The sequence below is a fragment of the Streptomyces sp. WY228 genome, from assembly GCF_019287315.1.
GTDB lineage: Bacteria > Actinomycetota > Actinomycetes > Streptomycetales > Streptomycetaceae > Streptomyces > Streptomyces caviscabies.
This window is the reverse complement of record NZ_CP079114.1, coordinates 6,974,843-6,998,141: the sequence shown is the minus strand read 5'-3', so window position 1 is coordinate 6,998,141 and position 23,299 is coordinate 6,974,843. Positions and strand designations below refer to the sequence as shown.

Here is a 23,299-nt window from a genome sequence, read left to right as displayed (position 1 = left end):
TGGTCCCTAGGTGCTGGGGCGACGTGACGCGACGTACGGAAAGGTGGACGCCGGAAAGGGCGGCCGCGGTTCAGTCGGCGGTACGGGTGGACCGCGTGTTGCGGATGGTGCTCGCCGCCTGGTCGTAGATCTGGGCGTACCGCTCGTACCGCTCGACGCGCCGCCGGTTGGCCCGGCGGAATCGGCGGGCGACCAGCCGGGCCAGGTCCGCCGCGCCGACCATACCCGCCTCGGGGCCGAGCTGTGCCTTGGCGATCCTGGCCTCGGGGCGGTAGCCGCGGCCGGTGAGGTGGCGCTTGAAGGCGTCCCGGGCGGGGTTGATCAGGAGGTCGTCGGCGGCGCTGACGCCGCCTCCGATGACGAAGCAGGAGGGGTCGAGCGCGGCGGCCAGATTGGCGATGCCGACGCCCAGCCACTGGCCGATGTCCTGGAGGAGTTCGATGCACATCGCATCGCCCTCGCGGGCCAGTTCGGTGATGAGCGGACCGGTGATGTCGGAGACGTTGCCCTTCACCCGGTCCAGCAGGTAGTGCGCGACCGGGGAGTCGGCGGCGGCCAGCTCCCTGGCCTCGCGGACCAGGGCATTGCCGGAGCTGTACTGCTCCCAGCAGCCCCGGTTTCCGCACGGGCAGCGGTGGCCCGAGGGCACGACCTGCATGTGGCCGAACTCACCGGCCACCCCGTACTTGCCGCGCTTGACCTGGCCGTCCTCCAGGATCGCGCCGCCGATGCCCGTACCGAGGGTGATCATGACGAGATGGTCCTCGCCGCGGCCCGCGCCGAAGCGCCATTCCGCCCAGGCGGCGGTGTTGGCGTCGTTGTCGACCATGACGGGGACGACGAGGCGGGAGGCGATGGCGTCGCGCAGGGGCTCGTCGCGCCAGGCGAGGTGCGGGGCGAACAGGACCTTGGAGCGGTCGGCGTCCACCCAGCCCGCCGCGCCGATGCCCACCGCGTGGACGTCGTGCCGGTCGGAGAGGTCCAGGACCAGCTCGACGATGGTGTCCTCGACGACCTTGGGGCTCTTGGACTTGTCGGGCGTCTCGGTCCGCAGCTGTTCCAGGATGTTGCCGTCGGCGTCGACGACGCCCGCCATCACCTTCGTACCGCCGATGTCGATCCCGACCGTGGGAACCCGGGGCGCGGTGAGGTGCGAGCGGCGTTCCTTGGTGCCGACGGTCTTGAGGACGGTGGCGCGGGCGGAGCCGCGGTGTGCGAAGTCGCGGTACGTGCTCATCGTCCCTGCGGGGTCTGGGGGTCCGGGCCGCTGTCACGGCCGGCGGCGGACGGCGCCCGCCGCGCTCGATTCTGCCACTGCCGGGCCCCGGCGGCCGTCGGCCGGGGTCGGCCGCGCCGGGGCGGGTCGGCGGTCAGGAGCCTTCTTCGGTGGCGGCGGAGCTGCCCGGGAGGGTGGGCGCCGGGGTGCGTTCCAGCTCGTGGCTGAGCTCCTCCAGCTCGCTGCCGCCCGCCATCTGCCGGGTCAGTTCGTCCAGCGTCACGTCGTCCTTGGTGTGGCTGCCGGACATCGCACCGCGCTTGAGCAGGACGAACCGGTCGCCGACGAGGTGGGCGTGGTGCGGGTTGTGCGTGATGAGGACCACGCCGAGGCCCGCGTCGCGGGCGGCCGCCACGTACTTCAGGACCACGCCGGACTGCTTGACGCCGAGCGCGGCGGTCGGCTCGTCCAGGACCAGGACCTTGGCGCCGAAGTAGACGGCGCGGGCGATGGCCACGCACTGCCGCTCGCCGCCGGACAGGGTGCCGATGGGCTGGTCGACGTCGCGCAGGTCGATGCCCATGCGGAGCAGTTCGGTACGGGTCGTCTCGCGCATCTTCCGGACGTCGAGGCGCTTGAAGGGGCCGGCGCCGAGTGTGGGCTCGGAGCCGAGGAAGAAGTTCCGCCAGACCGGCATCAGCGGGACGACGGCGAGGTCCTGGTAGACGGTGGCGATGCCCCGGTCCAGGGCGTCGCGCGGGTTGGCGAGGGTGGTCTCCTCGCCGTCGATCAGGAAGCGTCCGGCGTCGTGCCGGTGCAGCCCCGCGATGATCTTGATGAGGGTGGACTTGCCCGCGCCGTTGTCGCCGAGTACGCAGGTGATCTCGCCCGCGTGGACCTCCAGCGAGACGTGCTCCAGGGCCTTGATGTTCCCGTAGAACTTGCTGACGTCGTCCAGCTCGACCAGCGGTCCGGCGGTCGCTTCCCCGGTCGTTCCCGCGGTCTCTTCAGGGGTGGCCGTCATGACGTCGCCTCCGCGCGCTTGCGCACCCACGCGTTGAGCAGGGTGGCCAGGAGCAGCATCGCTCCCAGGAAGAATTTGAACCAGTCCGGGTTCCACTCGGCGTACACGATGCCCTTGCTGGTCATGCCGAAGATGAAGGCGCCGACCGCCGAGCCGATCGCGGAGCCGTAGCCGCCGGTGATCAGGCAGCCGCCGATGACGGCGGCGATGATGTACGTCAGCTCGTTGCCGACGCCCTCGCCGGACTGGACGACGTCGTAGCTGAACAGCAGGTGCTGGCCGGAGACCCAGGCGGCGAAGGCGACGCCGAGGTAGAGCCCGATCTTGGTGCGGATCACGGGCACGCCGACCGCTCGCGCGGCGTCGGCCTCGCCGCCGACGGCGAAGATCCAGTTGCCGAAGCGGGTACGGAGCAGGATCCAGGTGGCGATACCGACGAGCGCGATCCACCACAGGATCGTCACCTTGAACTCGACGCCGCCGATGGTCAGCGTCGAGGCGAACAGGGCGCGGGCGGACTCGAAGCCCTCCATGTCGCCGATGGCCTTGGTCGAGACGGTGCCGCTGATCAGCTTGGTGAAGCCGAGGTTCAGACCGGTCAGCATCAGGAAGGTGCCGAGCGTGATGATGAAGCTCGGCAGCTTGGTGCGGGTCAGCATGAAACCGTTGAACGCGCCGATGGCGAGGGTGACCAGCAGCGAGACGAGGACGCCGACCCAGACGTTGGCGGTCATCTGGTAGCTGAACATCGAGGAGATCAGCGCGGAGCTGGTCACCAGGACACCGGCGGAGAGGTCGAACTCGCCGCCGATCATCAGCAGCGCGACCGGGGCGGCCATGATGCCGAGGACCGAGGCCGCGTACAGCACGGTGCCGAAGCTGGAGGCCTGGAGGAAGCTGTCGGCGACGATCGCGAAGAACAGGAAGACGGCTGCCGCGCCGACGACCGAGCCGAGCTCGGGGCGGCCGAGCAGCTTGCGCAGCGGCGAGGTGCGCACCAGCCGCTCGTCCAGCTGGTCGGGGGCGGCGGTGGAGCCGCTCATCGCGTGCCCCGCTTGGTGTAGTCGGCCAGGGCGTCGGCGTCGTCCTTGGTGATGACCTGCGGGCCGGTGAGGACGGGCTGGCCGCCGCCGAGGACGTTGCGGTTGTAGCGGTAGAGCCAGAGCAGGTCGACGGCCTCGTAGCCCTGGAGGTAGGGCTGCTGGTCGACGGCGAAGCCGAGCTTGTCGGTCTGGAGGCCGGTGGCGACCTTGGCGTTGAGGTCGAAGGTGTCGATCTCGGCCTTGCTGCCCGCCGTCTGCTTGGCCTGGACGGCGGCGTCGGCGAAGGGGGCGCCGAGGGTGACGACCGCGTCGATGCTCTTGTCGGACTGGAGCTTGGCCTCGATGGACGCGGTGACGTCGGGCATGTTGGTGCCGTCGACGTACAGGTTCTGCATCGTGCCGTCGAAGGTCTTCTTCGCTCCGGCGCAGCGCTGCTCGTGGCCCACGTTGCCCTGCTCGTGCAGGACGCAGAGCGCCTTCTTGCGGCCCCGCTCGTTCAGCTCGTCGCCGACGGCCTCACCGGCGATGGTCTCGTCCTGGCCGATGTGGGTGAGCGCCCCGAACTCCTTCGACTCGGCGGAGCCGGAGTTCACGGTGACGACCGGGATGCCCGCCTTGACGGCCTTGGCGACCACGGCCTTCATGGCGTCCGGCTTGGCCAGCGAGACGATCAGCCCGTCGACCTTCTTGTCGATCGCGGTCTGGACGAGCTGGGCCTGCTGGTTGGCCTCGTCGTTGTGCGAGTAGATGAAGTTGATGTTGTCCTTCAGGGCCGCCTGCTCGGCGCCCTTCTGGACGATGTCCCAGAACGTGTCGCCATCGCCCGAGTGGGTGACCATGGCGAAGGTCCAGCGCGGTGTGTTCACCGCGGCCCGTCCCTCGGCGGCCGCGGCCGCGCGTTCTTCCGCCCGCTTGCCGCCGGTGCTGCTGCATCCCGCGAGGGAGGCGCCCAGCACCACTGCCAGCACGGCGCCCATCGCGCGTACCCCTGTCCGAACCCTTGCCACGACGCCGTGCCCTTCTACTGCTGCTCGCTGTGCGCTTGACCGGGCCGCGGAGTGTACGGCCCCGACCCGACCGCCCAAGTATCCCCGAGCCCTGCCCGGGGGCCTTGCGCGGGTGGGCCGAGGACACAGGAGCCTGGGGCACGGGGCCGCCGGAGCGCAACCCGTCTGCCGAACCATTTCAGCCCACCCACACACCGAGGGCTCGCGTCCTTCCACCCCGTCCGACGCTTGAGGGACCCGCACCTCTCCAGCCCGTCCGGCGCTTGAGGACGGAACCCTCGGGTGGGTGGCCCCGCGCCCTTCAAGCCCGTCCGGCGCTTGAGGACGGAACCCTCGGGTGGGTGGACCCGCGGAACACAGGGCCCATCGGCAGGGGCAACCCGGCAGGTTCGGGCCCGCCCACGTCAACGGTTCCGTCCTCAAACGCCGGACGGGCTGGATGCGGGCGCCCAGGAACGGGCTGAAGTGGATGGGCCGGGTCGTGGGGCTCAGGGCCGGACCAGGAGCTGGAACTCGAAGGCGTACCGGTCCGCCCGGTAGACGTGCGAGCCGAATTCGACCACCCGCCCCCCGTCGTCGTACGTCGTACGCTCCATCGTCAGCAGCGGCGCCCCCACCGGCTCCCCCAGCACCCGCGCCTGCCCCTCGTCCGCGGCGCAGGCGCCCACCGACTGGCGGGCGCTGTGCAGCGTGATGCCCGCGGCCCGCATCAGCCGGTAGAGGCCGGTGGCCTCCAGCTCCCCGGTGGGCAGCGGCAGCAGCCCCAGCGGCAGGTGGTTGCGCAGCAGGGCCACCGGTTCGCCGTGCGCGCTGCGGAGCCGCTCCACGAGGTGGACCTCGGCGCCCTCGGCGACCCCGAGCGCCGCCGCGACCTCCGCGGTGGCCGGTTCCACCGCGTTGCGCAGGACTCCGGTGGCGGGGCGCTGGCCGGCCGCCTCCAGGTCGTCGTAGAGCGAGCTGAGCTCCAGCGGGCGGCGGACCTTGCTGTGCACGACCTGGGTGCCGACGCCCCGGCGGCGCACCATCAGGCCCTTGTCGACGAGCGACTGGATGGCCTGGCGGACGGTCGGCCGGGACAGGCCGAGGCGCGCGGCGAGGTCGATCTCGTTCCCGAGCAGCGCGCCGGGGGCCAGCCGGCCCTGTTCCACGGCGGCCTCCAGCTGCTGTGCCAGCTGGAAGTAGAGCGGCACCGGGCTGGTGCGGTCCACGCTCAGCGGCAGCGGCCGGTCGGATCCTTGTGCGGTCACGGGGCGAGCGTAGTTCGCTTGTCCGGACATAGCCATGGCATGTCGTTTGTCAGGACAAACGCTTGACATGACGACCGGGCGAAGCCACCTTGGGGCCCATGCGCATCGGACTGATCGGAACGGGACGGATCGGCACCTTCCACGCGGAAGTACTGAGCCGCCACCCCGCCGTGGACACCCTGCTGCTGGCCGACGCGGATCCGGAGCGGGCCGCCGCCTCGGCCCTGCGGACCGGCGGGACGGCCGTCGCCGTGGACGACCTGTTCACCGGGGCGGGCGAGGCCCAGGGCCTGCCCGACGCCGTGGTGATCTGCTCGGCCACCTCGGCGCACGCCGGACTCATCGCCCGGGCCGCCCGCGCCGGACTGCCCGTCTTCTGCGAGAAGCCGATCGCCCTGGACCTGCCCGGCACCCTGGCCGCGCTCGCGGAGGTCGAGGCGGCGGGCAGCGTCCTCCAGCTCGGCTTCATGCGGCGCTTCGACGCCGGGTACGGCGAGGCCAGGGCCGCCGTACGGAAGGGGAGGCTCGGCCGGCTGCACACCGTGCGGGCGGTCACCTCCGACCCCGCCCCGCCGCCCGCCGCCTACCTCCCGCTCTCCGGCGGGCTGTACCGCGACTGCCTGGTCCATGACTTCGACATCCTGCGCTGGGTCACGGGGCGCGAGGTGGCCGAGGTGTACGCCGTCGGCTCGGACGCCGGACCCGCGATGTTCCGGGCGGCCGGGGACGTGGACACGGCCGCCGCGCTGCTCACCCTCGACGACGGGACGCTCGCCACCGCCACCGCGACCCGGTGCAACGGCGCCGGGTACGACGTACGGATGGAGCTGGCCGGCGAGCTGGACCAGATCGCCGTCGGCCTGGACGACCGTACGCCGTTGACCTCGGCCGAGCCCGAAGGCCCCGGAGCCCCGGCGAAGCCCTGGCCGGGTTTCCTGGAACGGTTCGCCCCGGCGTACGAGGCGGAGCTGGACGCGTTCGTGCGCGTGGCCCGCGGCGAGCTGGCCAATCCGTGCGACGGGCGGGAGGCCCTGCACGCGCTGCGGATCGCCGAGGCGTGCGAGGTCTCCCGCCGCGAACGCCGGCCGGTGGCGATGGCCGGGATCCCCGGCGGCTGAACGGAGGCCGGCCCGCCGCTACCAGGCGACCGGAAGACTCAGCGGGCCCCGCATCAGCATGCCGGTGCGCCAGGCGAGCGTCGCCGGGTCGGCGGTCAGCCGCAGGTCCGGACAGCGCTCCAGCAGCGACCGGATGGCGATCCTGGCCTCGGTACGGGCGAGCGGCGCGCCCAGGCAGAAGTGGATGCCGTGTCCGAAGGCGATATGGCCCCGGGCGTCGCGGGTGATGTCGAAGCGGGACCCGTCGGGGTAGCGGGCGGGGTCGCGGTTGGCGTCCGACATCGCGACGAGGACCAGTTCGCCGCCGCCGGGGATCACCGTCCCGCCGACCTCGATCGGATCGGTCGTGAAGCGGTACGTGGGGGTCTCCACGGGCCCCTCGAAGCGCAGGATCTCCTCGACCGCGTTGTCGATCAGCGAGAAGTCCGCGCGCAGGGCCGCCAGTTGGTCGGGGTGGGCGAGGAGGTTGTGCACGCCGTTGGTGATGAGGTTGACGGTGGTCTCATGACCGGCGACCAGCAACAGCCAGGCCATGCCGATCAGTTCCTCGCCGGACAGCCGGTCGCCGTCCTCGTCGGCGGTGTGGATCAGCGCGCTCAGCAGGTCGTCGCCCGGCTTCTCGCGCTTGTCGTCCAGCAGCCCGGCGATGTACGCGGTCATCGCCTGTGTGGAGGAGGCGCGCAGGGCCGGGTCGAGCGAGGAGACCGCCTGACCGGACCAGGTGCGGAAGTCCTCGCGGTCCAGGAACGGCACGCCGAGCAGCTCGCAGATCACCGACATGGGCAGCGGGAAGGACAGCGCCTCGACCAGGTCCGCCGTACGGTCCGGGGCAGCGAGCATCGAGTCCAGCAGCCCGTCGGTCATCTCCTGCACCCGTGGGGCCAGTCGCTCCATCCGGCGCGGGGTGAACTCGCGGGCGACCAGCTTGCGCAGCCGGGTGTGGTCGGGGGCGTCGGAGCCGAGCATCGAGGAGCCCGCGGACACCTTGCTGACCCCGAGCGCGGGCGAGGCCCGGCTCCAGTGTTTGGAGAGCCGCTGGTCGGCGAGGAGGGCGCGGCCCGCCTCGTACCCGACGACCAGCCAGGCGTCCGCGCCCTCGGGGATCCGCACCCGGTGGACCGGGCCCTTCTCCCGCAGGGCGGCGTAGGCCGGGTAGGGGTCACGGGTGAACTGCTCGCCGAGCGCGGCGAGATCGACCAGGGGTGGGGTGGTCAACGCGTTTCCCTTCGGGAGGAGGTGACGGATCGGGCCGCGGTGCGTCTCACCAGCGCACCGGAAGCCCTCGCGCCCCGCGCATCAGCAGGCCGGGCAGCCAGTCCAGCTCACCGCCGGACGGGTCGCGGGCGAGGTCCGGGCAGCGCTCCAGCAGGGCGCCGATCGCGATGCGGGCCTCCATCCGGGCGAGCGGCGCGCCCAGGCAGTAGTGGATGCCGTGCCCGAAGCCCAGGTGCCCCTGGGGCTCGCGGCGGATGTCGAAGGTGTCCGGGGCGGGGAAGCGGGCGGGGTCGCGGTCGGCGGAGGCCAGCGCGACGAGCACCGCCTGGTCGCGCGGGATCACCGTGTCGCCGACGGTCACCGGCTCCCGGGTGAAGCGGAAGGTGGCGGTCTCCACCGGTCCGTCGTAGCGCAGCATCTCCTCCACCGCGTTGTCGAGCAGCCCCGGGTCGGCGCGCAGCAGGGCGAGTTGCTCGGGGTGGTCGAGCAGGGCCCGGACCCCGTTGGCGATCAGGTTGACGGTGGTCTCGTGACCGGCGACCAGCAACACGAAGGCCATGCCGACCAGTTCGGCGGAGGAGAGGCTGTCGCCGCCCTCGTCCCGGGTCCGGATCAGCGCGCTGAGCAGGTCCTCGCCCGGCGAGCGGCGCTTGTCCTCGATGAGGTCGACGAGATAGGCGTTCATCGCCCCGACCGGGTCGGCCTCCCGCTGTTCCGGGGTGGGCGTGACGATGCCGTTCGAGAGTGCCCGGAAGGCGTCCCGGTCGATGTCCGGGACGCCGAGGAGTTCGCAGATGACGGTCATCGGCAGCGGGAAGGCGAGCGCGTCCACCAGATCCGCGGAGCCCCGGGGCACCATCGCGTCGAGGAGCTGCGCGGTGACCTCGGTGATCCGCGGGCGCAGCGCCTCGATGCGCCGGGGGGTGAACTCGCGGACGACGAGGCGGCGCAGCCGGGTGTGGTGCGGGGCGTCCAGCTCCAGCATGTTGGCGCTGAGCGCGGCCTCGGACTCGGTCCACCGTCCGCTGGTCCGCCAGTCCTTGCCGAACCGCTGGTCGGCGAGGGCGGCGCGGGCCTCCTCGTAACCGACGATCAGCCAGATGCGCTCCATCTCCTCGGTGCGCACGGTGTGCACCGGCCCTTCGGCGCGCAGCTTCGCGTAGTACGGATAGGGGTCGACGACGAAGTCCGGCAGGTTCCGCAGATCGAGCACAGCCATCGTGGTCAGCCCCTCATCCGTTCCGGTCGGCTCCGGTCCGCTCCACTCCGGTCACCCTAGGCCGCCGCCGCTCTCCTCGTCCGTGTCGAGAAGTCCCGCATCGTGGACCAACAGGGCGATCTGTACCCGATTGTTGAGTTCGAGTTTGGCGAGAATCCGTGAGACATGGGTCTTGACGGTCGCGACGCTGAGGTAGAGGGATCCTGCGATCTCCGCGTTGGACCCGCCGCGTCCGACGGCGACGGCGACGGCCTTCTCCCGCTCGGCGAGCTGGTCGAAACGCCTGCGTGCGCGGTCGGTACGGGCGCCGCGGTCGTCGGGTCCGCCGCCGGCGGCACGGGCCATCAACTGACGGGTGACGGCGGGCGAGAGCACCGGGTCCCCTGCGGCGACCCGGCGCACCGAATCGACGATCCGCGCGGGCGGGGTGTCTTTCAGGACGAATCCGGCCGCCCCGGCCCGAATGGCCCGGAGCACCTGTTCGTCCGCGTGGAAGGTGGTCAGGACGACGACTTCGGGAGCCCCGGGCCGGCCGCGCAGCAGCTCGGTCGCGGTGAGTCCGTCCATCACCGGCATCCGGATGTCCATCAGGACGACGTCGGGGCGCAGTCGCTCGACGAGCTCCTCGACCTCGACGCCGTCCGCGCCCTCCCCCACGATGTCGATGGCCTCGTCGCCGCCCAGCATCAGGGTCAGCCCGGCCCGGACCAGCGGGTCGTCGTCGACGATCAGCAGCCGGACGGGCAGGGGTGCGGGCGACGCCGGGGTGTTCATGACGGCCACCGTAACCAGCCGGGGCGTGCGGCCCGCAGGGCGGTCGTCCGGGCGGACGGTGCGGCCGCGGGCGTCACGCGGCGGGCCACGGCAGCCGGGCCCGGACCGCGAAGCCGCCGTCCTTCGTCGGGCCGTGCTCCAGCGCGCCGCCGGCCAGTGTGGCGCGTTCGGTGAGGCCGATGAGTCCCTGGCCGGAGCCGGGGACCCGTTCGAAGGGTTCGACGGGGGCGGGGTTCTCCACCTCTACGGTGAGGCCCTCGCCGGGGCCGCCCGTCACCGTGAGGCGGACCTCGGCGCCGGGCGCGTGCTTACGGGCGTTGGTCAGGCACTCCTGCACGATCCGGTAGACCGTGCGGCCGGTGGCGGCGGGGGCCTGCTGCGGGTCGGCGACCCGGTTGTCGACGGTGACCTTCATACCCGCGAGCCGGGATTCGGCGATGAGGGTGTCCAGGGTGGCGAGGGTGGGTTGCGGCCGGTCGCCCTCGTCGGTGTCGCCGGGCCCGCGCAGGACGCCGATGATCTCGCGGAGGTCCTGGAGGGCCTCGTGGGCGCTGTCCCGGATGACACCGGCGGCCCGGCCCACCTCGGCGGCGGGGGCGTCGGGCCGGAATTCGAGGGCCCCGGCGTGCACGCTGAGGAGGGTCAGCCGGTGGGCCAGGACGTCGTGCATCTCGCGGGCGATGGCCTCCCGGGCCAGCCGCTGGGCCTGCTCGGCGCGCAGCTCCGCCTCGGCCTCGGCGCGACGGGCCCGTTCCCGGAGGGTGACGACGAGCTGGCGCCGGGAGCGTACGACCATGCCCCAGCTGAGCACCAGGAGCACCAGCAGGGCCCCGATGATGGTCGAGGTGACGTAGGAGGTCGCCGGGTCGGGGCGCAGGAAGGGCTGGAGGGGCGTGACGGCCAGGGCGACCGCGCCGACGATCGCCACGGGCTTGAAGGGCCGGTGGACGGCCAGACTGAAGAGGGCCACCATCAGCGCGCCCGCCGCCACGGGTTCGATGATGCAGACGGCGGTCAGCACGGCGGCGAGTGCGACGGGCCAGCGCCGCCGGACCCAGAGCGCGCAGCAGGCCGCGGCCCCGATCACCGAGTCCACGACCACGACGACGTCCGGCGTGGTCTCGTCCGCCTCGATCGCGGCGAGGACCAGCAGGCCGACCCCCGCGGCGCAGAGGAAGGCCGTGAGGTCGACGGCCCAGTCCCGTACGGTCCGCCGCGTCCGGGCCCGGTCGTCGGGCAGCCCGGGATCGGCCATCGCCGACGGGAGCAGCCAGCGGTACTCGGTGCGCGTCATATCGACAAAGTTACGCAGCACCTCGCCGCGGAGGGGCGTCACGGGGCCAGGCGGCTACCAAAGTCGCACGGTCCGCTACTTTCGGCGCGGCGGACGGGACCGGTGGCCGACGCGGCGGGTCCGGGCCGGGCGGGAGGCTCGGGCCATGAAGAAAATCGTCGAGACGATCGGGTTCCTCGTCTTCGTCCAGGGTGTGGGCGGGCTGCTGTACGAGTGGACGGGCTGGTTCCGGCTGGGGACGGTGGTGCGGCACATCGGCTTTCTCAGCGACCGCATGCTGTTCGTCAACATCGTGCTGGTCGTGACGGGAGTGGCCGTGATGATCGCCGCGGACTCGATCAAGAGCTGACGGGCACGATCACGACCTGATGAGGGCGTAGGGCCTGATCCGAACGGCAGGCCCTACGCCCCGGCGCGCTCCCGGTCCGCGTCCCGCCTGCCCCACGCGGTGCCCGCCAGGACGAGGACCGCACCGGCCGCCCCGAGCAGCCCGAGCCGTTCCCCGCCGAGGCTGATGCCGACGGCGGCGGCCCACAGCGGTTCCGTACCGAGCAGCAGGCTGACCCGGGACGGCGAGGTGCGGCGTACGGACCACATCTGGACGAAGAACGCGAACAGCGTGCAGAACACCGAGAGGAAGACCAGCCCCGCCCATTCCCGGGCGCCGAAGTCCGCCGCCGCGCTCCACGGCGAGGCGCCGGTGCCCGGGACGGCCGCGAGGACGGCGAAGACGGCGACCGCGCTGCCGAGCTGAACGGTGGTCAGGGAGAGCGAGTCGGCGTTCCGGACCGCCTTGATCCGGGCCATCGCCAGCACATGGACGGTCCGGGCGAGGGCGGCGAGCAGCATCAGCAGATCGCCGGCCGAGGGGCTGGTGAACCCGCCGCCCTGGGTCAGCAGGACCACTCCGGTGACGGAGAGCCCGGCCGCGGCGACGAATCCGGCCGACGGGCGCACCCGGGTCACGGCGGCCTCGGCCAGCGGCGTGAAGATCATGGTGAGGCTGATGATCAGCCCGGCGTTGGTGGCGGAGGTGTGCACCACCCCGTACGTCTCCAGCAGGAAGATCCCGCTCAGCACCAGGCCCAGCACTCCGGCGCCCCGCCACTGCGCACCGGTCAGCGCCCGCAGCTTGCGCCATCCGACCGCCACGAGCACCGGCAGCACGATCGCGAACCGCAGGACGAGCACGGCGATGACGGTGTGGGTGGTGGTGATGCCCTTGGCCGCGAGGTAGCTGGCGCCCCAGACGACGGCGACCGCCAGCACGGGCAGATCGGTGGCCCAGGCGCGGCGCGGGGGTGCGACGGCGGGCACGGCGACAGCGGACACCTGGTTCTCCCGGAACTCCACGGAGGTGATGTGGAGACCTCACCGGCTCGCACGCGGAACGATCACGCTACCCGCCGGGCTCCCGGGAAGGGAACACCTGTCTCAACGGTCGGATCGCTCCCGGGCACCGGCGGGCATCGGCCGTGGTCAGAGGCGGTCCGGCCGTTCCGGCGGGCGACGGAGGGTCCGGCGACCCACGCCACCGCTCCCTAGACTGACGCCTCGATAACTCTGAGACACGGAGTGGTCACATGGCGTCGGTAAGAGCGGACGGACGGGTCGAGCGGGGGAACCAGACCCGGCAGCTGATCCTGGGGCGGGCGGTGCAGATCGCCTCGGTCGAAGGACTGGAGGGCCTGTCGCTGGGGCGGCTGGCCACCGAGCTGGGGCTGAGCAAGAGCGGCGTGTTCGCACTCTTCGGCTCGAAGGAGGGTCTTCAGCTGGCCACCGTACGGGGGGCGGTGGCCGTCTATGTGGACCATGTGCTGCGCCCGACCCGGTCGGCGCCCCCGGGGCTGGGGCGGGTCTGGCGGATGTGCGAGGCGTGGATCGCGTACTCCCGCGAGCGGGTGTTCCGGGGCGGCTGCTTCTTCTACGCCGCCACCGCGGAGTTCGACGCCCGCAGCGGCCGGGTCCACGACGCCCTGGCGTCCGCGCAGACGGGCTGGGTCACCTTCGTGGAGGAGACGATCGAGAAGGCCAGGTCCATCGGGGAGCTGCACGCGGACACCGATGTGTGCCAGCTGGCGTTCGAGGTGATCGCCCTGCTGGAGCTGGCCAACGCCGAGTCGGTGCTCCAGAACAACAACCTCGGCTACGACAAGGCGGCCCGGGCCATCCTGGACCGCCTGCGGGCGGCGGCGACGGACCCCGCGCCGCTGCCGTTACGGTAGGCGGCCCCGGGCTGCCGTGGGTGTCCGATACCCGCCGGTGCGCGGGCTCCGGCACGCGTTTGCTGGGGGATGCCGTCGGAGCGACGGCATCCCCGTCAGCGAGGAACAGCCATGTCCAGCACCGCTTCCCGTGTTTCTTCCGGCAGCTCTTCCGCACCCCTGTCCGGCACCGCTCCCGCCGCCGCTTCCGCCACCGTTCCCACCGGCCTTCCACCCCGGGCCGCCCTGGTCACCGGGGCCAGCCGGGGCATCGGCGCCGCGATCGCCCTGCGGCTCGCGCAGGACGGCGCGGACGTCGCCGTCACCTATGTCCAGGACGAGGCGGCGGCCCGTGCGGTCGTCGCGAAGATCGAGGGCTTCGGCCGCCGGGGCGTCGCCCTGCGCTGCGACGCGGCGGACGCCGACGCGGCCGCCGACGCCGTGCACCGGGCGGCGGACGCACTCGGCCGGCTCGACGTCCTGGTCAACAACGCGGGCATCGGCATCCTCGGTCCGATCGCCGCGCTCGCCGGGCCGGACGTGGACCGGACGCTGACGGTGAACGTACGGGCGGTCTTCCTCGCCTGCCGGGCGGCGGCGGAACGGCTGGCCGACGGCGGCCGCGTCATCTCCGTGGGCTCCGCCCTGAGCCGGTACGCGGGCGGGCCCGGCTCCACCCTCTACGGGCTCAGCAAGTCCGCCCTGACCGGGCTGACCAAGCCACTCGCCAGGGAGCTGGGGCCGCGCGGCATCACGGTGAACGTGATCCAGCCGGGGGCCGTGGACACCGATCTCAACCCGGCCGACGGGCCGTTGGCCGAGGGCCAGCGCGCGGCGAACGCGCTGGGGCGCTTCGGCACGACGGAGGAGATCGCCTCGCTCGTCGCCTACCTCGTGAGCGCCGAGGCGGGCTTCATCACGGGCACGGAGCTCGTCGTGGACGGCGGCCACGCGGCCTGAGCGCCCCCGCCCCGGTGTAGGCCGGGCGCGCTCCCCCGGCGGCCCCTGTCCGGCTGCCCCGTACCGGCCGCGCCCCTACGCTGGCCGGGACGGGGCAGCGACGGGAAGGACAGGACCAGCACATGTCCGGCACACCGGTTCACACGCTCAACGACGGCACACGGCTCCCGGCGGTGGGGCTCGGCACCTATCCGCTGGACGACGCGGCGGCCGAGGAGGCCGTCGCAGGGGCCCTGGGGCTGGGCTACCGGCTGGTCGACACGGCCCTCAACTACGGCAACGAGACCGGCACCGGCCGGGGCATCGCCCGCAGCGGCGTCCCCCGCGAGGAGGTCGTCGTCACCACGAAGGTACCCGGCCGGCACCAGGGGTACGAGGAGACGCTCGCCTCGTTCGAGGAGTCACGGGCCCGGCTGGGCCTGGAGTACGTCGACCTGTACCTGATCCACTGGCCGCTCCCCCGCGTCGACAGGTACGTGGACACCTGGAAGGCGATGATCCGGCTCCGCGAGGACGGCCTGGTCCGCTCGATCGGCGTCTCCAACTTCACCGCCGCGCATCTGGAGCGGCTGGAGCGGGAGACGGGCGTGCTGCCCTCGGTTAACCAGATCGAGATGCATCCGCTGCTCCCGCAGGAGGAGTTGCGGGCGGTGCACGCGGCGAAGGGCATCGTCACGGAGAGCTGGAGCCCGCTGGCCCGGGGCCGCGAGGTGCTGGAGGACCCCTCCACCGTGGCGATCGCCGAGGACCACGGGGTGAGCCCCGGCCAGGTGGTGCTGCGCTGGCACACCCAGCTGGGCGCGGTGCCGGTCCCGAAGTCGGCGGACCCGGGCCGGCAGCGCGAGAACCTCGATCTGTTCGGGTTCGAGCTGACGGCACAGGAACTGACGACGATCGCGTCCGGGCGGCAGCGGCGGTTCGGCGGCGACCCGGAGTCGCACGAGGAGTTCTAGGAAGGCTCCCCGGTCAGCGGTTGCGCGGGGTGACCTCCGCCATCCGGGACCAGCCGGTGCCCGCCACCTCGACGTTGATGATCTCGGGGACCTCGGCCACCATCTCCGACATCGTCTCGATCGCCGCCTTGAAGTGGTCGGAGTTCACATGCGCCTCGCCCGCCGCCGCGTCGGCGAAGGCCTCCAGCAGGACGAACTCGTTGGGGTTCTCCACGCTGTAGGACCAGTCGAAGAAGACGTTGCCGGGCTCGCTGCGGGTGGCGACGGTGAAGTCCTCCAGCCGGGGCAGCCAGTTGTCGCGCTCGGCGACGAGGGCGGTGAACTTGACGGCGATGAAGATCATGGGGGCTCCTGGTCGAGGACGTCGGAAGGTGCGGTTCGCCAGCCCCAGGGGCCTGCTCGCCGCACCCCGACCAGGGTGACACACCCTCACGTAACCGGACCGGCCGGGCACACCGCGATCCCCCTGCGACCGCGGTGCGTCCGGCCCTGCCCGCCTTCGGGCGTCAGCCGCCGAGCTCCCGGTGACGGGCCGCCAGCGCGGCGGCGCCCTCCTCGGTGAGCGATCCGAACAGCCGGAGCCGTGAGATGCCGCCGTCCGGGAAGATGTCGATCCGTACGTGGGTGGCGCGGACGGTCCCGTCGAGCACGAAGCGGTGGTTGGTGTCGGGCTGGAGGCGGGTGCGGGGCAGGATCTCCGTCCAGTCGCCGGCCTCGCCGTCCCGTACCGAGAGGCTCGCCCAGCCGGCGGAGTTGCCCTTGAGGTAGGCGGTGTCGATCTCGACGGCCCGGATCCCGGACTGCGCGGCGAGCCGGTAGCCGATCCAGTCGTTGCCCTTGTCGCGCCGGCGGCGGGTCTCCCAGCCGTCGTCCATCTTGCGCGAGCGGCCGGGCTGGATGGTGTTGGTGGCCGGGGAGTAGAAGCGGTCGGACGCGTCCTCGACCTGGCCGCCGTTCTCCAGCGCCGCGAGGTCGAACGTACCGAGGGCGGCGAGCCAGGCGGGGTCGGGGGCGACCTCTCCGTACACGCGCAGCCGGGCGATCCCGCCGTCCGGGTGCTGGTTGACCCGCAGGTGGGTGAAGCGCTGCTCGGCGTCGACGGCGAAGCCGTTGGCCGCGTGGCCGCCGACCGCCGTACGGGGGACGAGCACCGTCCACTTCACGTCGGGCGCGAGGAGCTCCTCGGGCGACGGCGAGCCGGGCAGGGACACCGCCTCGACGGAGACGGCCTGCGGGTAGTTGCCGCGGAAGTGGGCGGTGTCCAGGACGATGCCCCGGATGACGCCGGGGGCGCCGAGGCGGACGAGGGCCCAGTCGTGGTCGTCGGCGGTGGGGTGCGGTTCGGCGGCGCTGACGCCGCGCCGGCGGCGGGTCTCCCAGCCGTCCATGATCTTGCCCTTGTGCCCGAAGTGCTCCGGGTCGAAGACGGCCGGCTCGGGCTTCAGCAGGTTCTCGCGCTCGGCGAAGAACTCGTCGTTGGCGGCGATGACGCCCGCGCCGAGGCGGCGGTCGGCCAGGTCGACGAGGTGGGTGAAGGGGAAGTCGGCGGTGCGGTGGTCGGCGTACGGGTCGCCGCCCGCGTAGGGGCGGGCGTCTCCGGTGAAGCGGGGTATCGCGGCGTCCGTCATGGTCGGGGTGTCCTTTCGGGAACGGTCAGTGGTCGCGTTCGAGGAGGCGGCCGGTGGGCTCGGCGAGGACGCCGTCGGAGGCGATGCGGACACCGCGCAGCCAGCTGGAGCGGACCACGCCGTGCAGGGTCTTCCCGGCGTAGGCGGTGACCTGGTTGCGGTGGAAGAGCTCGGCGGGGTCGACGGTGAAGGTCGCGTCGGGGGCGAGGACCGCGAAGTCGGCGTCGCGGCCGGCCTCGATGGCGCCCTTGCGGGTCAGCCCGGCGAGCGCGGCGGGGGCGGCGGACATCCAGCGGGCCACGTCGTCGAGGGAGTGGCCGCGCCTGCGGGCCTCGGTCCAGATGGCGGGCAGGCCGAGCTGGAGCGAGGAGATGCCGCCCCAGGCGGAGGCGAAGTCCGGGGTCTTGAGGTCGGTGGTGCAGGGCGAGTGGTCGCTGACGATGCAGTCGATGGTGCCGTCGGCGAGCCCGGCCCACAGGGCGTCCTGGTTGGCGGCCTCGCGGATCGGCGGGCAGCACTTGAACTCGGTGGCCCCGTCCGGGACCTCCTCGGCGGTGAGGGTGAGGAAGTGCGGGCAGGACTCGACGGTGACGCGGACGCCCTCACGCTTGGCTGCGGCGATCAGCGGCAGCGCGTCGCTGGAGGAGAGGTGCAGGACGTGGACGCGGGCGTTCAGCCGCTTGGCGTGGGCGATGAGCCCTTCGATCGCGGTGTTCTCGGCGTCGCGCGGGCGGGAGGCGAGGAAGTCGGCGTAGGCGGGGCCGGGGCGCTGCGGGGCGTCGGCCAGGTGGTGCGGGTCCTCGGCGTGCACGATGAGCAGTCCGCCGAATCCGGCGATCTCCGCCATGGAGCGGGCCAGTTGCTCCTGGTCCAGCTCCGGGAACTCCTCGACGCCGGAGGGCGACAGGAAGCACTTGAAGCCGAAGACCCCGGCCTCGTACAGCGGGCGCAGGTCCTTGACGTTGGACGGGATCGCACCGCCCCAGAAGCCGGTGTCGACGTGCGCCTTGGGGGCGGCGACCTGCTGCTTGGTGTGCAGGTTGCCGACGGTGGTGGTCGGCGGGAGGGAGTTGAGCGGCATGTCCAGGAGCGTGGTGATGCCACCGGCGGCGGCCGCGCGGGTGGCGGTCCAGAAGCCCTCCCACTCGGTGCGGCCGGGGTCGTTCACATGGACGTGGGTGTCGACCAGTCCGGGCAGCAGGACGTCGTCGCCGAAGTCCTCCAGGCGGGCGCCGGCGGGCGCCTCGGTGTCGTACGGCAGGACCGCGTCGATCGTCCCGCCCGCGACGGCGACCGCCGCCGGGCGGGTCCCCTCGGGGGTGACGACGCGCGTCGAGCGCAGTACCAGGTTCACGTCCGGACCGGACACCCGTGCTCCTTCACTCCAGAAATGATCCACAACAGATGATCCACTGATCCACAACGGGAATTCAACGAACTGTTGAAGCTTCGATGGAGTCTTCACTCGGGGAACGCACTCGTCAAGACCCCGCCTTCCGCCGCCGGGGCCCGCCGCACCACCCGGCCGCCGGACTGGATTTTTCCACAAAGTAGAAGTCCGATTTCGAACTGCGGAACGTAGCATAGGCCAGGAGTGGCGGCGCCGAGCCGCCCGCACCGACCGGCGGCACCCGGACAAAACAGGCCCTGACCGGCACGGACGCCGACCGGGCAGCTGTGGGCCGTCCGGGAACCGCCCGGTAGGCTGCTGCCTTGCCTTCCGCTTCGAAAGGACCGTTGACGTGCCGCCGTCCCACGCCAGCACAGCCGACTCCAAGCCCTCCGGTTCCAGCGGTGGGGTGCAGTCCCTTGAGCGCGCCTTCGATCTGCTGGAGCGGATGGCCGACGCCGGGGGCGAGGTCGGGCTGAGCGAGCTGTCCGCGAGCAGCGGTCTGCCCCTGCCGACCATCCACCGGCTGATGCGCACCCTGGTCGTCTGCGGATACGTACGCCAGCAGCCCAACCGGCGTTACGCGCTCGGTCCCCGGCTGATCCGGCTCGGCGAGTCCGCCTCCCGGCTGCTGGGCACCTGGGCCCGCCCCTACCTCAGCAGGCTGGTGGAGGAGACCGGCGAGACGGCGAACATGGCGCTGCTGGACGGGGACGAGATCGTGTACGTCGCCCAGGTGCCGTCCAAGCACTCCATGCGGATGTTCACCGAGGTCGGCCGCCGGGTCCTGCCGCACTCCACCGGGGTGGGCAAGGCGCTCCTCGCGCACACCCCCGCCGACGAGGTCCGCGCGCTCCTGGCCCGTACGGGCATGCCGGCCGCCACCGAGAAGACGATCACCACGCCGGAGGGCTTCCTGGACGCCCTGGAGGCGGTGCGCCGCGCCGGATACGCGGTGGACGACAACGAGCAGGAGATCGGGGTGCGGTGCCTCGCGGTCTCCGTGCCGAACTCCCCCACCTCCGCCGCGATCTCCATCTCGGGCCCGGCGGGCCGGGTGACCGAGGCGGCCACGGAGCGGATCGTGCCGATCCTCCAGCAGGTCGCCAAGGAGCTGTCCGACGCCCTGGCGAGCAGCGGTTCGAACGGCGGCTGAGCCGCCGAGACCGCCGAGGACGCGGAGACGGGGTGGGGCGGGGCCCGGTGTTCCGGGCCCCGCCCCACCCCGTCTCCGACCGGGCCGGTCAGCCCCGGGCCGGTACGGTCAGCCGCCCGTCGTCCATCGTCACCGTGCGGTCCATCCGGTCCAGGTGCGCCCGATCGTGCGTGACCAGCACCGTGGCGGTGGCGCGCTCCCGGGTCAGGGTGACCAGCAGGTCGAGCACGGCCGCACCCCGTTCGTGGTCGAGCGCGCTGGTCGGCTCGTCGACGAGCAGGACCGCCGGTTCGTTCATCAGGGCCCGCGCGATGTTGATCCGCTGGCGCTGACCGCCCGAGAGCTGGTGCGGCCGCCGGTCGGCGCGGTCGGCCAGTCCGACCGCGTCCAGCAGCTCCAGGGCCCGGCGGCGGGCGGCGCGCACCGGGCCGCCGGAGAGGTGGCGCATCGCCTGGAGCTGTTCGGCGGCGGTCAGCGAGGGCAGCAGGTTGGGCTGCTGGAAGACGATGCCGATCCGGTCCCGGCGCAGGGCGGCCCGGCCCGCGCGGCTCAGCCCGCCGGCCGGCGTCCCGGCCACGACGACCTCGCCGGAGTCCGGGGTGACCAGGGTGGCGGCGGCCGCGAGCAGGCTGGACTTGCCGGAGCCGGAGGGCCCGACGACGGCGGTGAGCGTGCCCGCCGGTACGTCCAGCGAGACCCGGTCCAGGGCGGTGAGCCGGCCCTCGCCGTCCGGGTAGGTGAGGGTGACGTCGGTCAGGGTGAGCGTCATCGGGCACTCCCGAGTGCGGTGAGCGGGTCGACGGCGGTGATCCGCCGGACGGACAGGGCGGCCCCGAGCGCGCCGAGGGCGATCATCACGGCGGCCGGGACGAGGACGGTCGCCGCGTCCAGCACGAACGGCACGGCTCCCCCGCCGATCAGGGCGCCGGCCCCGGCGGCGAGCGCGGTGCCCAGACCCGTACCGAGGGCGAGCATCACCACGGCCTGCCCGAGCGCGTCGCGCAGGAGGTACGGGGTCGACGCGCCGAGCGCCTTCAGTACGGCGACGTCGCCGCTGCGCTGGATCGTCCAGACGGTGAAGAACGCGCCGATGACGAGGGCGGAGATGGCGAAGAGGAAGCCGCGCATCAGTTGCAGCGAACCGTTCTCCGCCTGGTAGGAGCCGATCGCGGTGAGGGAGTCGCCGAGGGCGAGCGTGCTGGTGCCCGCCGCCTCGTCCCCGGCCGCGAGGTCGACGCCGCCGGTGGTGGTCAGGGCGATCACGGTCGCCTGTTCGGCGGGCCCGGCGCCGTCGTGGCCGGTCTGCTGCCAGTCGTCGAGGGTGGTCCAGACGACGGGGGTGTGGCTGTACGAGGCGTCGGTGGCGACGGCGGCGACCTGGCGTTCGGCCCGGCCGAGCCTGATCCGGTCACCGGCGGCGGCTCCCAGGTCCTCGGCCGCCCGCTCGGAGAGCACGACCCGCCCCGGCCCGATGCCGTCCGGCCCGAGCGTGCCGTCCGGTTCGACGCCGAAGGCGGAGACGGCGGCGCTCCGCTCACCGGCGGTGGCGTTCAGGGTCCGGATGCCGACCGGCTGCGCGGCCTCGACCCCGGGCCGGGCGGCCCAGGCCCGCCAGTCGTCCTCCCGGACGGTCGAGTCGGCGAACGACTCCGCCTGCCCGTCCGGTGGCGCGGCGAACGCCAGATGGTCGGCGTCGAGCCCGGTGACGGCGGACGTGTTCTCCCGGGCCAGCCCGGCGGTGAGGCCGGACAACAGGCCCACGAGCAGCGTGATCAGCACCACGACCGTGCCCATGAGCGCGAACCGGCCCTTGGCGAAGCGAAGGTCTCTCCATGCGACGAACATGGCTCCAGCGTCGTGCGGCGCGGGCGGGAAAACATCGCGCGGCGGACGGGCCCGGGATCAACCTTTCGATTGACCGGGGCCGGGAAGGTCGCGGCTACGCTGGACGAACCATGGATTCGCGATCGCACACCCACGTCACGGCAGCCCTGCGGCTCTGTCTGCACGCGCTGCTGGCGGGGCTGCTGGCCCTGGTCGTGGTGCGCGCGGTGAGCGAGGACGCGCCGGACACGGCGGCGGTCGTGGCCGTGACGCTGCTGACGGCGGCGCTGTACGCGGCGGGGGCGCTGACCTCCTCCGTACAGCCGGGGAGCCGGGCGGGGGCGCGGTGGCTGGGCGGGCTGTGGATCCTGTGGGCGGCGCTGCTGGTGCTGTCGCCGGACGCCCTGTGGGTGGCCTTCCCGCTCTACTTCCTCCAGCTCCACTTCCTGCCGATGCGCTGGGCGCTGCCCGCCGTCGTGGTCACCGCGGCCGCCGCGATCACCAGCTTCGTCGTGCACCGGCAGGAGATCGCGCCCGGCGCGTTCATCGGGCCGCTGATCGGCGCGGCGGTCGCCGTCGCCACGGTCCTCGGGTACGACGCCCTGTTCCGGGAGAGCGAACGGCGGCGTGAACTGATCGTGGAGCTGGTCGCCACCCGTGCCGACCTGGCCGAGGCGGAACGTACCGCCGGGACGCTCGCCGAGCGCGAACGCCTCGCCCGGGAGATCCACGACACGCTGGCCCAGGGTCTGTCGAGCATCCAGCTGCTGCTGCGTGCGGCCGAGCGCTCGCTGCCCGAGGACGCCCCGGCCGCCGCGCATGTCCGTGCCGCCCGCGAGGCCGCGCAGGCCAATCTCGCCGAGGCCCGGTCCTTCGTCCGCGCCCTGACGCCGCCGGATCTGGAGCACGGTTCGCTGGCCGCCGCGCTGGAGCGGCTCTGCGCCCGTACGACCGCACCGGACCTGACCGTACGGTTCGCGGTCAGCGGCACTCCGGTGGAGCTGCCGACCCCGTACGAGGTGGCGCTGCTGCGGACCGCGCAGTCGGCGCTGGCGAACACGGTGCGCCATGCGCGGGCCGGGCGGGCGGAGATCACCCTGAGCTTCATGGACACCTCGGTGGCGCTGGACGTCGTGGACGACGGGCAGGGCTTCGACCCGTCCGGGGCGCCGGTGCACGAGAGCGGCGACGGCGGCTTCGGGCTGCCGGCGATGCGGGCGCGCGCCGGATCGCTCGGCGGTGCGCTGAGCGTGGAGTCGGCGCCCGGCCAGGGCACGGCGGTGGCGCTCACCCTGCCGCTGCCCGTCGCGGAAACGGAGCGTGCGGCATGACCGGGGGCGCGGGCGCGGAGGCGATCCGGCTGCTGCTCGCGGACGACCACCCGGTCGTCCGGGCGGGGCTGCGGGCGGTCCTGGACACCGAGCCGGACTTCCGGGTCGCCGGTGAGGCCGCCACCGCCGAGGAGGCCGTCGCCCTGGCGGCGGCGGGCGGCTTCGACGTGGTCCTGATGGACCTCCAGTTCGGTACGGGCCTGCACGGCTCGGAGGCCACCGCGACGATCACCGCGCTGCCGGACGGCCCGCGGGTCCTGATCCTCACCACCTACGACTCCGACGCGGACATCCTGGCGGCGGTCGAGGCCGGGGCGAGCGGCTATCTGCTCAAGGACGCGCCGCCGCAGGAGCTGGCGGCGGCGGTGCGCACGGCGGCGGCGGGCCGCTCGGCGCTGGCGCCCTCGGTGGCCCACCGGCTGATGGACCGGATGCGCACCCCGGCCGAGGCGCTGACCCGGCGGGAGCTGGAGGTGCTCCAGCTGGTCGGGGAGGGCCTGTCGAACCTGCAGATCAGCAAGCGGCTGTTCCTGAGCCAGGCCACGGTGAAGTCCCACCTGGTGCACATCTACGCCAAGCTGGGCGTCGACTCGCGGACGTCGGCGGTCGCGGCGGCCACGGCCCGCAGGCTCATCCGCCGCTGACGGGCCACGCCGGGCGGTTCGGCCGCGCGGCGGGCGAGGAGGTCTGCCGCCG

At 72.9% G+C, this 23,299-nt stretch carries 23 protein-coding genes; 8 read left to right on the top strand and 15 right to left on the bottom strand.

What is annotated here, in order from left to right:
- Window positions 1-70: 70 nt before the first annotated feature.
- The 5 genes from KV381_RS30655 to KV381_RS30635 form a co-directional block, all read right to left on the bottom strand.
- Window positions 71-1,237, bottom strand: coding sequence for an ROK family glucokinase (locus KV381_RS30655; protein WP_030084086.1), 1,167 nt, complete (start codon window positions 1,235-1,237; stop codon window positions 71-73).
- Between the two features lie 133 nt (window positions 1,238-1,370).
- Entirely contained in the window at window positions 1,371-2,240 is an 870-nt protein-coding gene (locus tag KV381_RS30650) for an ATP-binding cassette domain-containing protein (RefSeq protein WP_030084084.1), read from the bottom strand.
- Window positions 2,237-3,283 carry an ABC transporter permease gene (locus KV381_RS30645; RefSeq protein WP_218786801.1) on the bottom strand — a complete coding sequence of 349 codons (1,047 nt, stop codon included), beginning with the start codon at window positions 3,281-3,283 and terminating at the stop codon, window positions 2,237-2,239. The genes KV381_RS30650 and KV381_RS30645 overlap by 4 nt, the downstream gene beginning before the upstream one ends.
- Window positions 3,280-4,260, bottom strand: coding sequence for a sugar ABC transporter substrate-binding protein (locus KV381_RS30640; RefSeq protein WP_086779050.1), 981 nt, complete (start codon window positions 4,258-4,260; stop codon window positions 3,280-3,282). The genes KV381_RS30645 and KV381_RS30640 overlap by 4 nt, the downstream gene beginning before the upstream one ends.
- A gap of 518 nt (window positions 4,261-4,778) precedes the next feature.
- Window positions 4,779-5,537, bottom strand: coding sequence for a GntR family transcriptional regulator (locus KV381_RS30635; protein ID WP_030625177.1), 759 nt, complete (start codon window positions 5,535-5,537; stop codon window positions 4,779-4,781).
- A gap of 98 nt (window positions 5,538-5,635) precedes the next feature.
- On the opposite strand from KV381_RS30635, the gene KV381_RS30630 reads away from it, so the two are divergent.
- Window positions 5,636-6,655 carry a Gfo/Idh/MocA family oxidoreductase gene (locus tag KV381_RS30630; protein ID WP_218786800.1) on the top strand — a complete coding sequence of 340 codons (1,020 nt, stop codon included), beginning with the start codon at window positions 5,636-5,638 and terminating at the stop codon, window positions 6,653-6,655.
- A gap of 18 nt (window positions 6,656-6,673) precedes the next feature.
- Here the strand turns inward: KV381_RS30630 and KV381_RS30625 are convergent, their stop codons facing one another.
- The 4 genes from KV381_RS30625 to KV381_RS30610 all read right to left on the bottom strand — a co-directional run bounded on the left by KV381_RS30625 (window position 6,674) and on the right by KV381_RS30610 (window position 11,157).
- The gene (locus KV381_RS30625) at window positions 6,674-7,870 is read right to left on the bottom strand and encodes a cytochrome P450 (protein WP_030625181.1); all 1,197 of its coding nucleotides are present in this window, start codon (window positions 7,868-7,870) and stop codon (window positions 6,674-6,676) included.
- 46 nt (window positions 7,871-7,916) lie between these two features.
- Complete coding sequence (locus KV381_RS30620; protein WP_103538382.1) at window positions 7,917-9,089, bottom strand: cytochrome P450; 1,173 nt, start codon at window positions 9,087-9,089, stop codon at window positions 7,917-7,919.
- Window positions 9,090-9,140: 51 nt separating this feature from the next.
- A complete protein-coding gene (locus KV381_RS30615) occupies window positions 9,141-9,863 on the bottom strand; it encodes a response regulator transcription factor (RefSeq protein WP_103538383.1) in 723 nt (240 codons plus the stop codon).
- Window positions 9,864-9,936: 73 nt separating this feature from the next.
- On the bottom strand, window positions 9,937-11,157 hold the full coding sequence (locus tag KV381_RS30610) for a sensor histidine kinase (protein WP_086779879.1): 1,221 nt from the start codon (window positions 11,155-11,157) through the stop codon (window positions 9,937-9,939).
- A gap of 145 nt (window positions 11,158-11,302) precedes the next feature.
- On the opposite strand from KV381_RS30610, the gene KV381_RS30605 reads away from it, so the two are divergent.
- Complete coding sequence (locus KV381_RS30605; protein WP_030084066.1) at window positions 11,303-11,506, top strand: hypothetical protein; 204 nt, start codon at window positions 11,303-11,305, stop codon at window positions 11,504-11,506.
- 53 nt (window positions 11,507-11,559) lie between these two features.
- On the opposite strand, the gene KV381_RS30600 is transcribed toward KV381_RS30605, so the two are convergent.
- Complete coding sequence (locus tag KV381_RS30600; protein ID WP_030084064.1) at window positions 11,560-12,489, bottom strand: DMT family transporter; 930 nt, start codon at window positions 12,487-12,489, stop codon at window positions 11,560-11,562.
- 251 nt (window positions 12,490-12,740) lie between these two features.
- On the opposite strand from KV381_RS30600, the gene KV381_RS30595 reads away from it, so the two are divergent.
- The 3 genes from KV381_RS30595 to KV381_RS30585 all read left to right on the top strand — a co-directional run bounded on the left by KV381_RS30595 (window position 12,741) and on the right by KV381_RS30585 (window position 15,274).
- Window positions 12,741-13,382 (top strand): TetR/AcrR family transcriptional regulator, encoded by a 642-nt coding sequence (locus KV381_RS30595; RefSeq protein WP_218786799.1) that lies wholly within the window; start codon window positions 12,741-12,743, stop codon window positions 13,380-13,382.
- A 159-nt stretch (window positions 13,383-13,541) separates the two neighbouring features.
- Window positions 13,542-14,321: an SDR family NAD(P)-dependent oxidoreductase gene (locus KV381_RS30590; RefSeq protein WP_218787330.1), complete on the top strand. Its 780-nt coding sequence runs from the start codon at window positions 13,542-13,544 to the stop codon at window positions 14,319-14,321.
- Between the two features lie 122 nt (window positions 14,322-14,443).
- Window positions 14,444-15,274 (top strand): aldo/keto reductase, encoded by an 831-nt coding sequence (locus KV381_RS30585; RefSeq protein ID WP_030625189.1) that lies wholly within the window; start codon window positions 14,444-14,446, stop codon window positions 15,272-15,274.
- Window positions 15,275-15,287: 13 nt separating this feature from the next.
- Here the strand turns inward: KV381_RS30585 and KV381_RS30580 are convergent, their stop codons facing one another.
- The 3 genes from KV381_RS30580 to allB all read right to left on the bottom strand — a co-directional run bounded on the left by KV381_RS30580 (window position 15,288) and on the right by allB (window position 18,271).
- Window positions 15,288-15,617: a putative quinol monooxygenase gene (locus KV381_RS30580; RefSeq protein ID WP_086779877.1), complete on the bottom strand. Its 330-nt coding sequence runs from the start codon at window positions 15,615-15,617 to the stop codon at window positions 15,288-15,290.
- Between the two features lie 163 nt (window positions 15,618-15,780).
- Window positions 15,781-16,902, bottom strand: a complete 1,122-nt coding sequence (gene alc / locus KV381_RS30575) for an allantoicase (RefSeq protein WP_218786798.1) — start codon at window positions 16,900-16,902, stop codon at window positions 15,781-15,783.
- Window positions 16,903-16,927: 25 nt separating this feature from the next.
- On the bottom strand, window positions 16,928-18,271 hold the full coding sequence (allB, locus tag KV381_RS30570) for an allantoinase AllB (protein WP_030084045.1): 1,344 nt from the start codon (window positions 18,269-18,271) through the stop codon (window positions 16,928-16,930).
- Between the two features lie 373 nt (window positions 18,272-18,644).
- Between allB and KV381_RS30565 the strand changes: the two genes are divergently transcribed.
- A complete protein-coding gene (locus KV381_RS30565) occupies window positions 18,645-19,448 on the top strand; it encodes an IclR family transcriptional regulator (protein WP_030084043.1) in 804 nt (267 codons plus the stop codon).
- 88 nt (window positions 19,449-19,536) lie between these two features.
- On the opposite strand, the gene KV381_RS30560 is transcribed toward KV381_RS30565, so the two are convergent.
- The gene (locus KV381_RS30560; protein ID WP_030084041.1) at window positions 19,537-20,217 is read right to left on the bottom strand and encodes an ABC transporter ATP-binding protein; all 681 of its coding nucleotides are present in this window, start codon (window positions 20,215-20,217) and stop codon (window positions 19,537-19,539) included.
- Window positions 20,214-21,293, bottom strand: coding sequence for an ABC transporter permease (locus KV381_RS30555; RefSeq protein ID WP_218786797.1), 1,080 nt, complete (start codon window positions 21,291-21,293; stop codon window positions 20,214-20,216). The genes KV381_RS30560 and KV381_RS30555 overlap by 4 nt, the downstream gene beginning before the upstream one ends.
- Before the next feature lie 110 nt (window positions 21,294-21,403).
- Here KV381_RS30555 and KV381_RS30550 point away from each other — a divergent pair, with 110 nt between their 5' ends.
- Window positions 21,404-22,603, top strand: coding sequence for a sensor histidine kinase (locus KV381_RS30550; RefSeq protein ID WP_030625197.1), 1,200 nt, complete (start codon window positions 21,404-21,406; stop codon window positions 22,601-22,603).
- Complete coding sequence (locus KV381_RS30545; RefSeq protein WP_030084035.1) at window positions 22,600-23,247, top strand: response regulator transcription factor; 648 nt, start codon at window positions 22,600-22,602, stop codon at window positions 23,245-23,247. The genes KV381_RS30550 and KV381_RS30545 overlap by 4 nt, the downstream gene beginning before the upstream one ends.
- Window positions 23,248-23,299 lie beyond the last annotated feature (52 nt).

Bases quoted from the DNA above. Each gene is read 5' to 3' on its own strand.
- KV381_RS30615 (WP_103538383.1), bottom strand. From the start codon at position 9,863: ATGAACACCCCGGCGTCGCCCGCACCCCTGCCCGTCCGGCTGCTGATC.
- KV381_RS30555 (WP_218786797.1), bottom strand. From the start codon at position 21,293: ATGTTCGTCGCATGGAGAGACCTTCGCTTCGCCAAGGGCCGGTTCGCG.
- KV381_RS30655 (WP_030084086.1), bottom strand. From the start codon at position 1,237: ATGAGCACGTACCGCGACTTCGCACACCGCGGCTCCGCCCGCGCCACC.
- KV381_RS30585 (WP_030625189.1), top strand. From the start codon at position 14,444: ATGTCCGGCACACCGGTTCACACGCTCAACGACGGCACACGGCTCCCG.
- KV381_RS30580 (WP_086779877.1), bottom strand. From the start codon at position 15,617: ATGATCTTCATCGCCGTCAAGTTCACCGCCCTCGTCGCCGAGCGCGAC.
- KV381_RS30560 (WP_030084041.1), bottom strand. From the start codon at position 20,217: ATGACGCTCACCCTGACCGACGTCACCCTCACCTACCCGGACGGCGAG.
- KV381_RS30595 (WP_218786799.1), top strand. From the start codon at position 12,741: ATGGCGTCGGTAAGAGCGGACGGACGGGTCGAGCGGGGGAACCAGACC.
- KV381_RS30645 (WP_218786801.1), bottom strand. From the start codon at position 3,283: ATGAGCGGCTCCACCGCCGCCCCCGACCAGCTGGACGAGCGGCTGGTG.
- KV381_RS30545 (WP_030084035.1), top strand. From the start codon at position 22,600: ATGACCGGGGGCGCGGGCGCGGAGGCGATCCGGCTGCTGCTCGCGGAC.
- KV381_RS30605 (WP_030084066.1), top strand. From the start codon at position 11,303: ATGAAGAAAATCGTCGAGACGATCGGGTTCCTCGTCTTCGTCCAGGGT.
- KV381_RS30640 (WP_086779050.1), bottom strand. From the start codon at position 4,260: ATGGGCGCCGTGCTGGCAGTGGTGCTGGGCGCCTCCCTCGCGGGATGC.
- KV381_RS30650 (WP_030084084.1), bottom strand. From the start codon at position 2,240: ATGACGGCCACCCCTGAAGAGACCGCGGGAACGACCGGGGAAGCGACC.
- KV381_RS30610 (WP_086779879.1), bottom strand. From the start codon at position 11,157: ATGACGCGCACCGAGTACCGCTGGCTGCTCCCGTCGGCGATGGCCGAT.
- KV381_RS30620 (WP_103538382.1), bottom strand. From the start codon at position 9,089: ATGGCTGTGCTCGATCTGCGGAACCTGCCGGACTTCGTCGTCGACCCC.
- KV381_RS30550 (WP_030625197.1), top strand. From the start codon at position 21,404: ATGGATTCGCGATCGCACACCCACGTCACGGCAGCCCTGCGGCTCTGT.
- alc (WP_218786798.1), bottom strand. From the start codon at position 16,902: ATGACGGACGCCGCGATACCCCGCTTCACCGGAGACGCCCGCCCCTAC.
- KV381_RS30630 (WP_218786800.1), top strand. From the start codon at position 5,636: ATGCGCATCGGACTGATCGGAACGGGACGGATCGGCACCTTCCACGCG.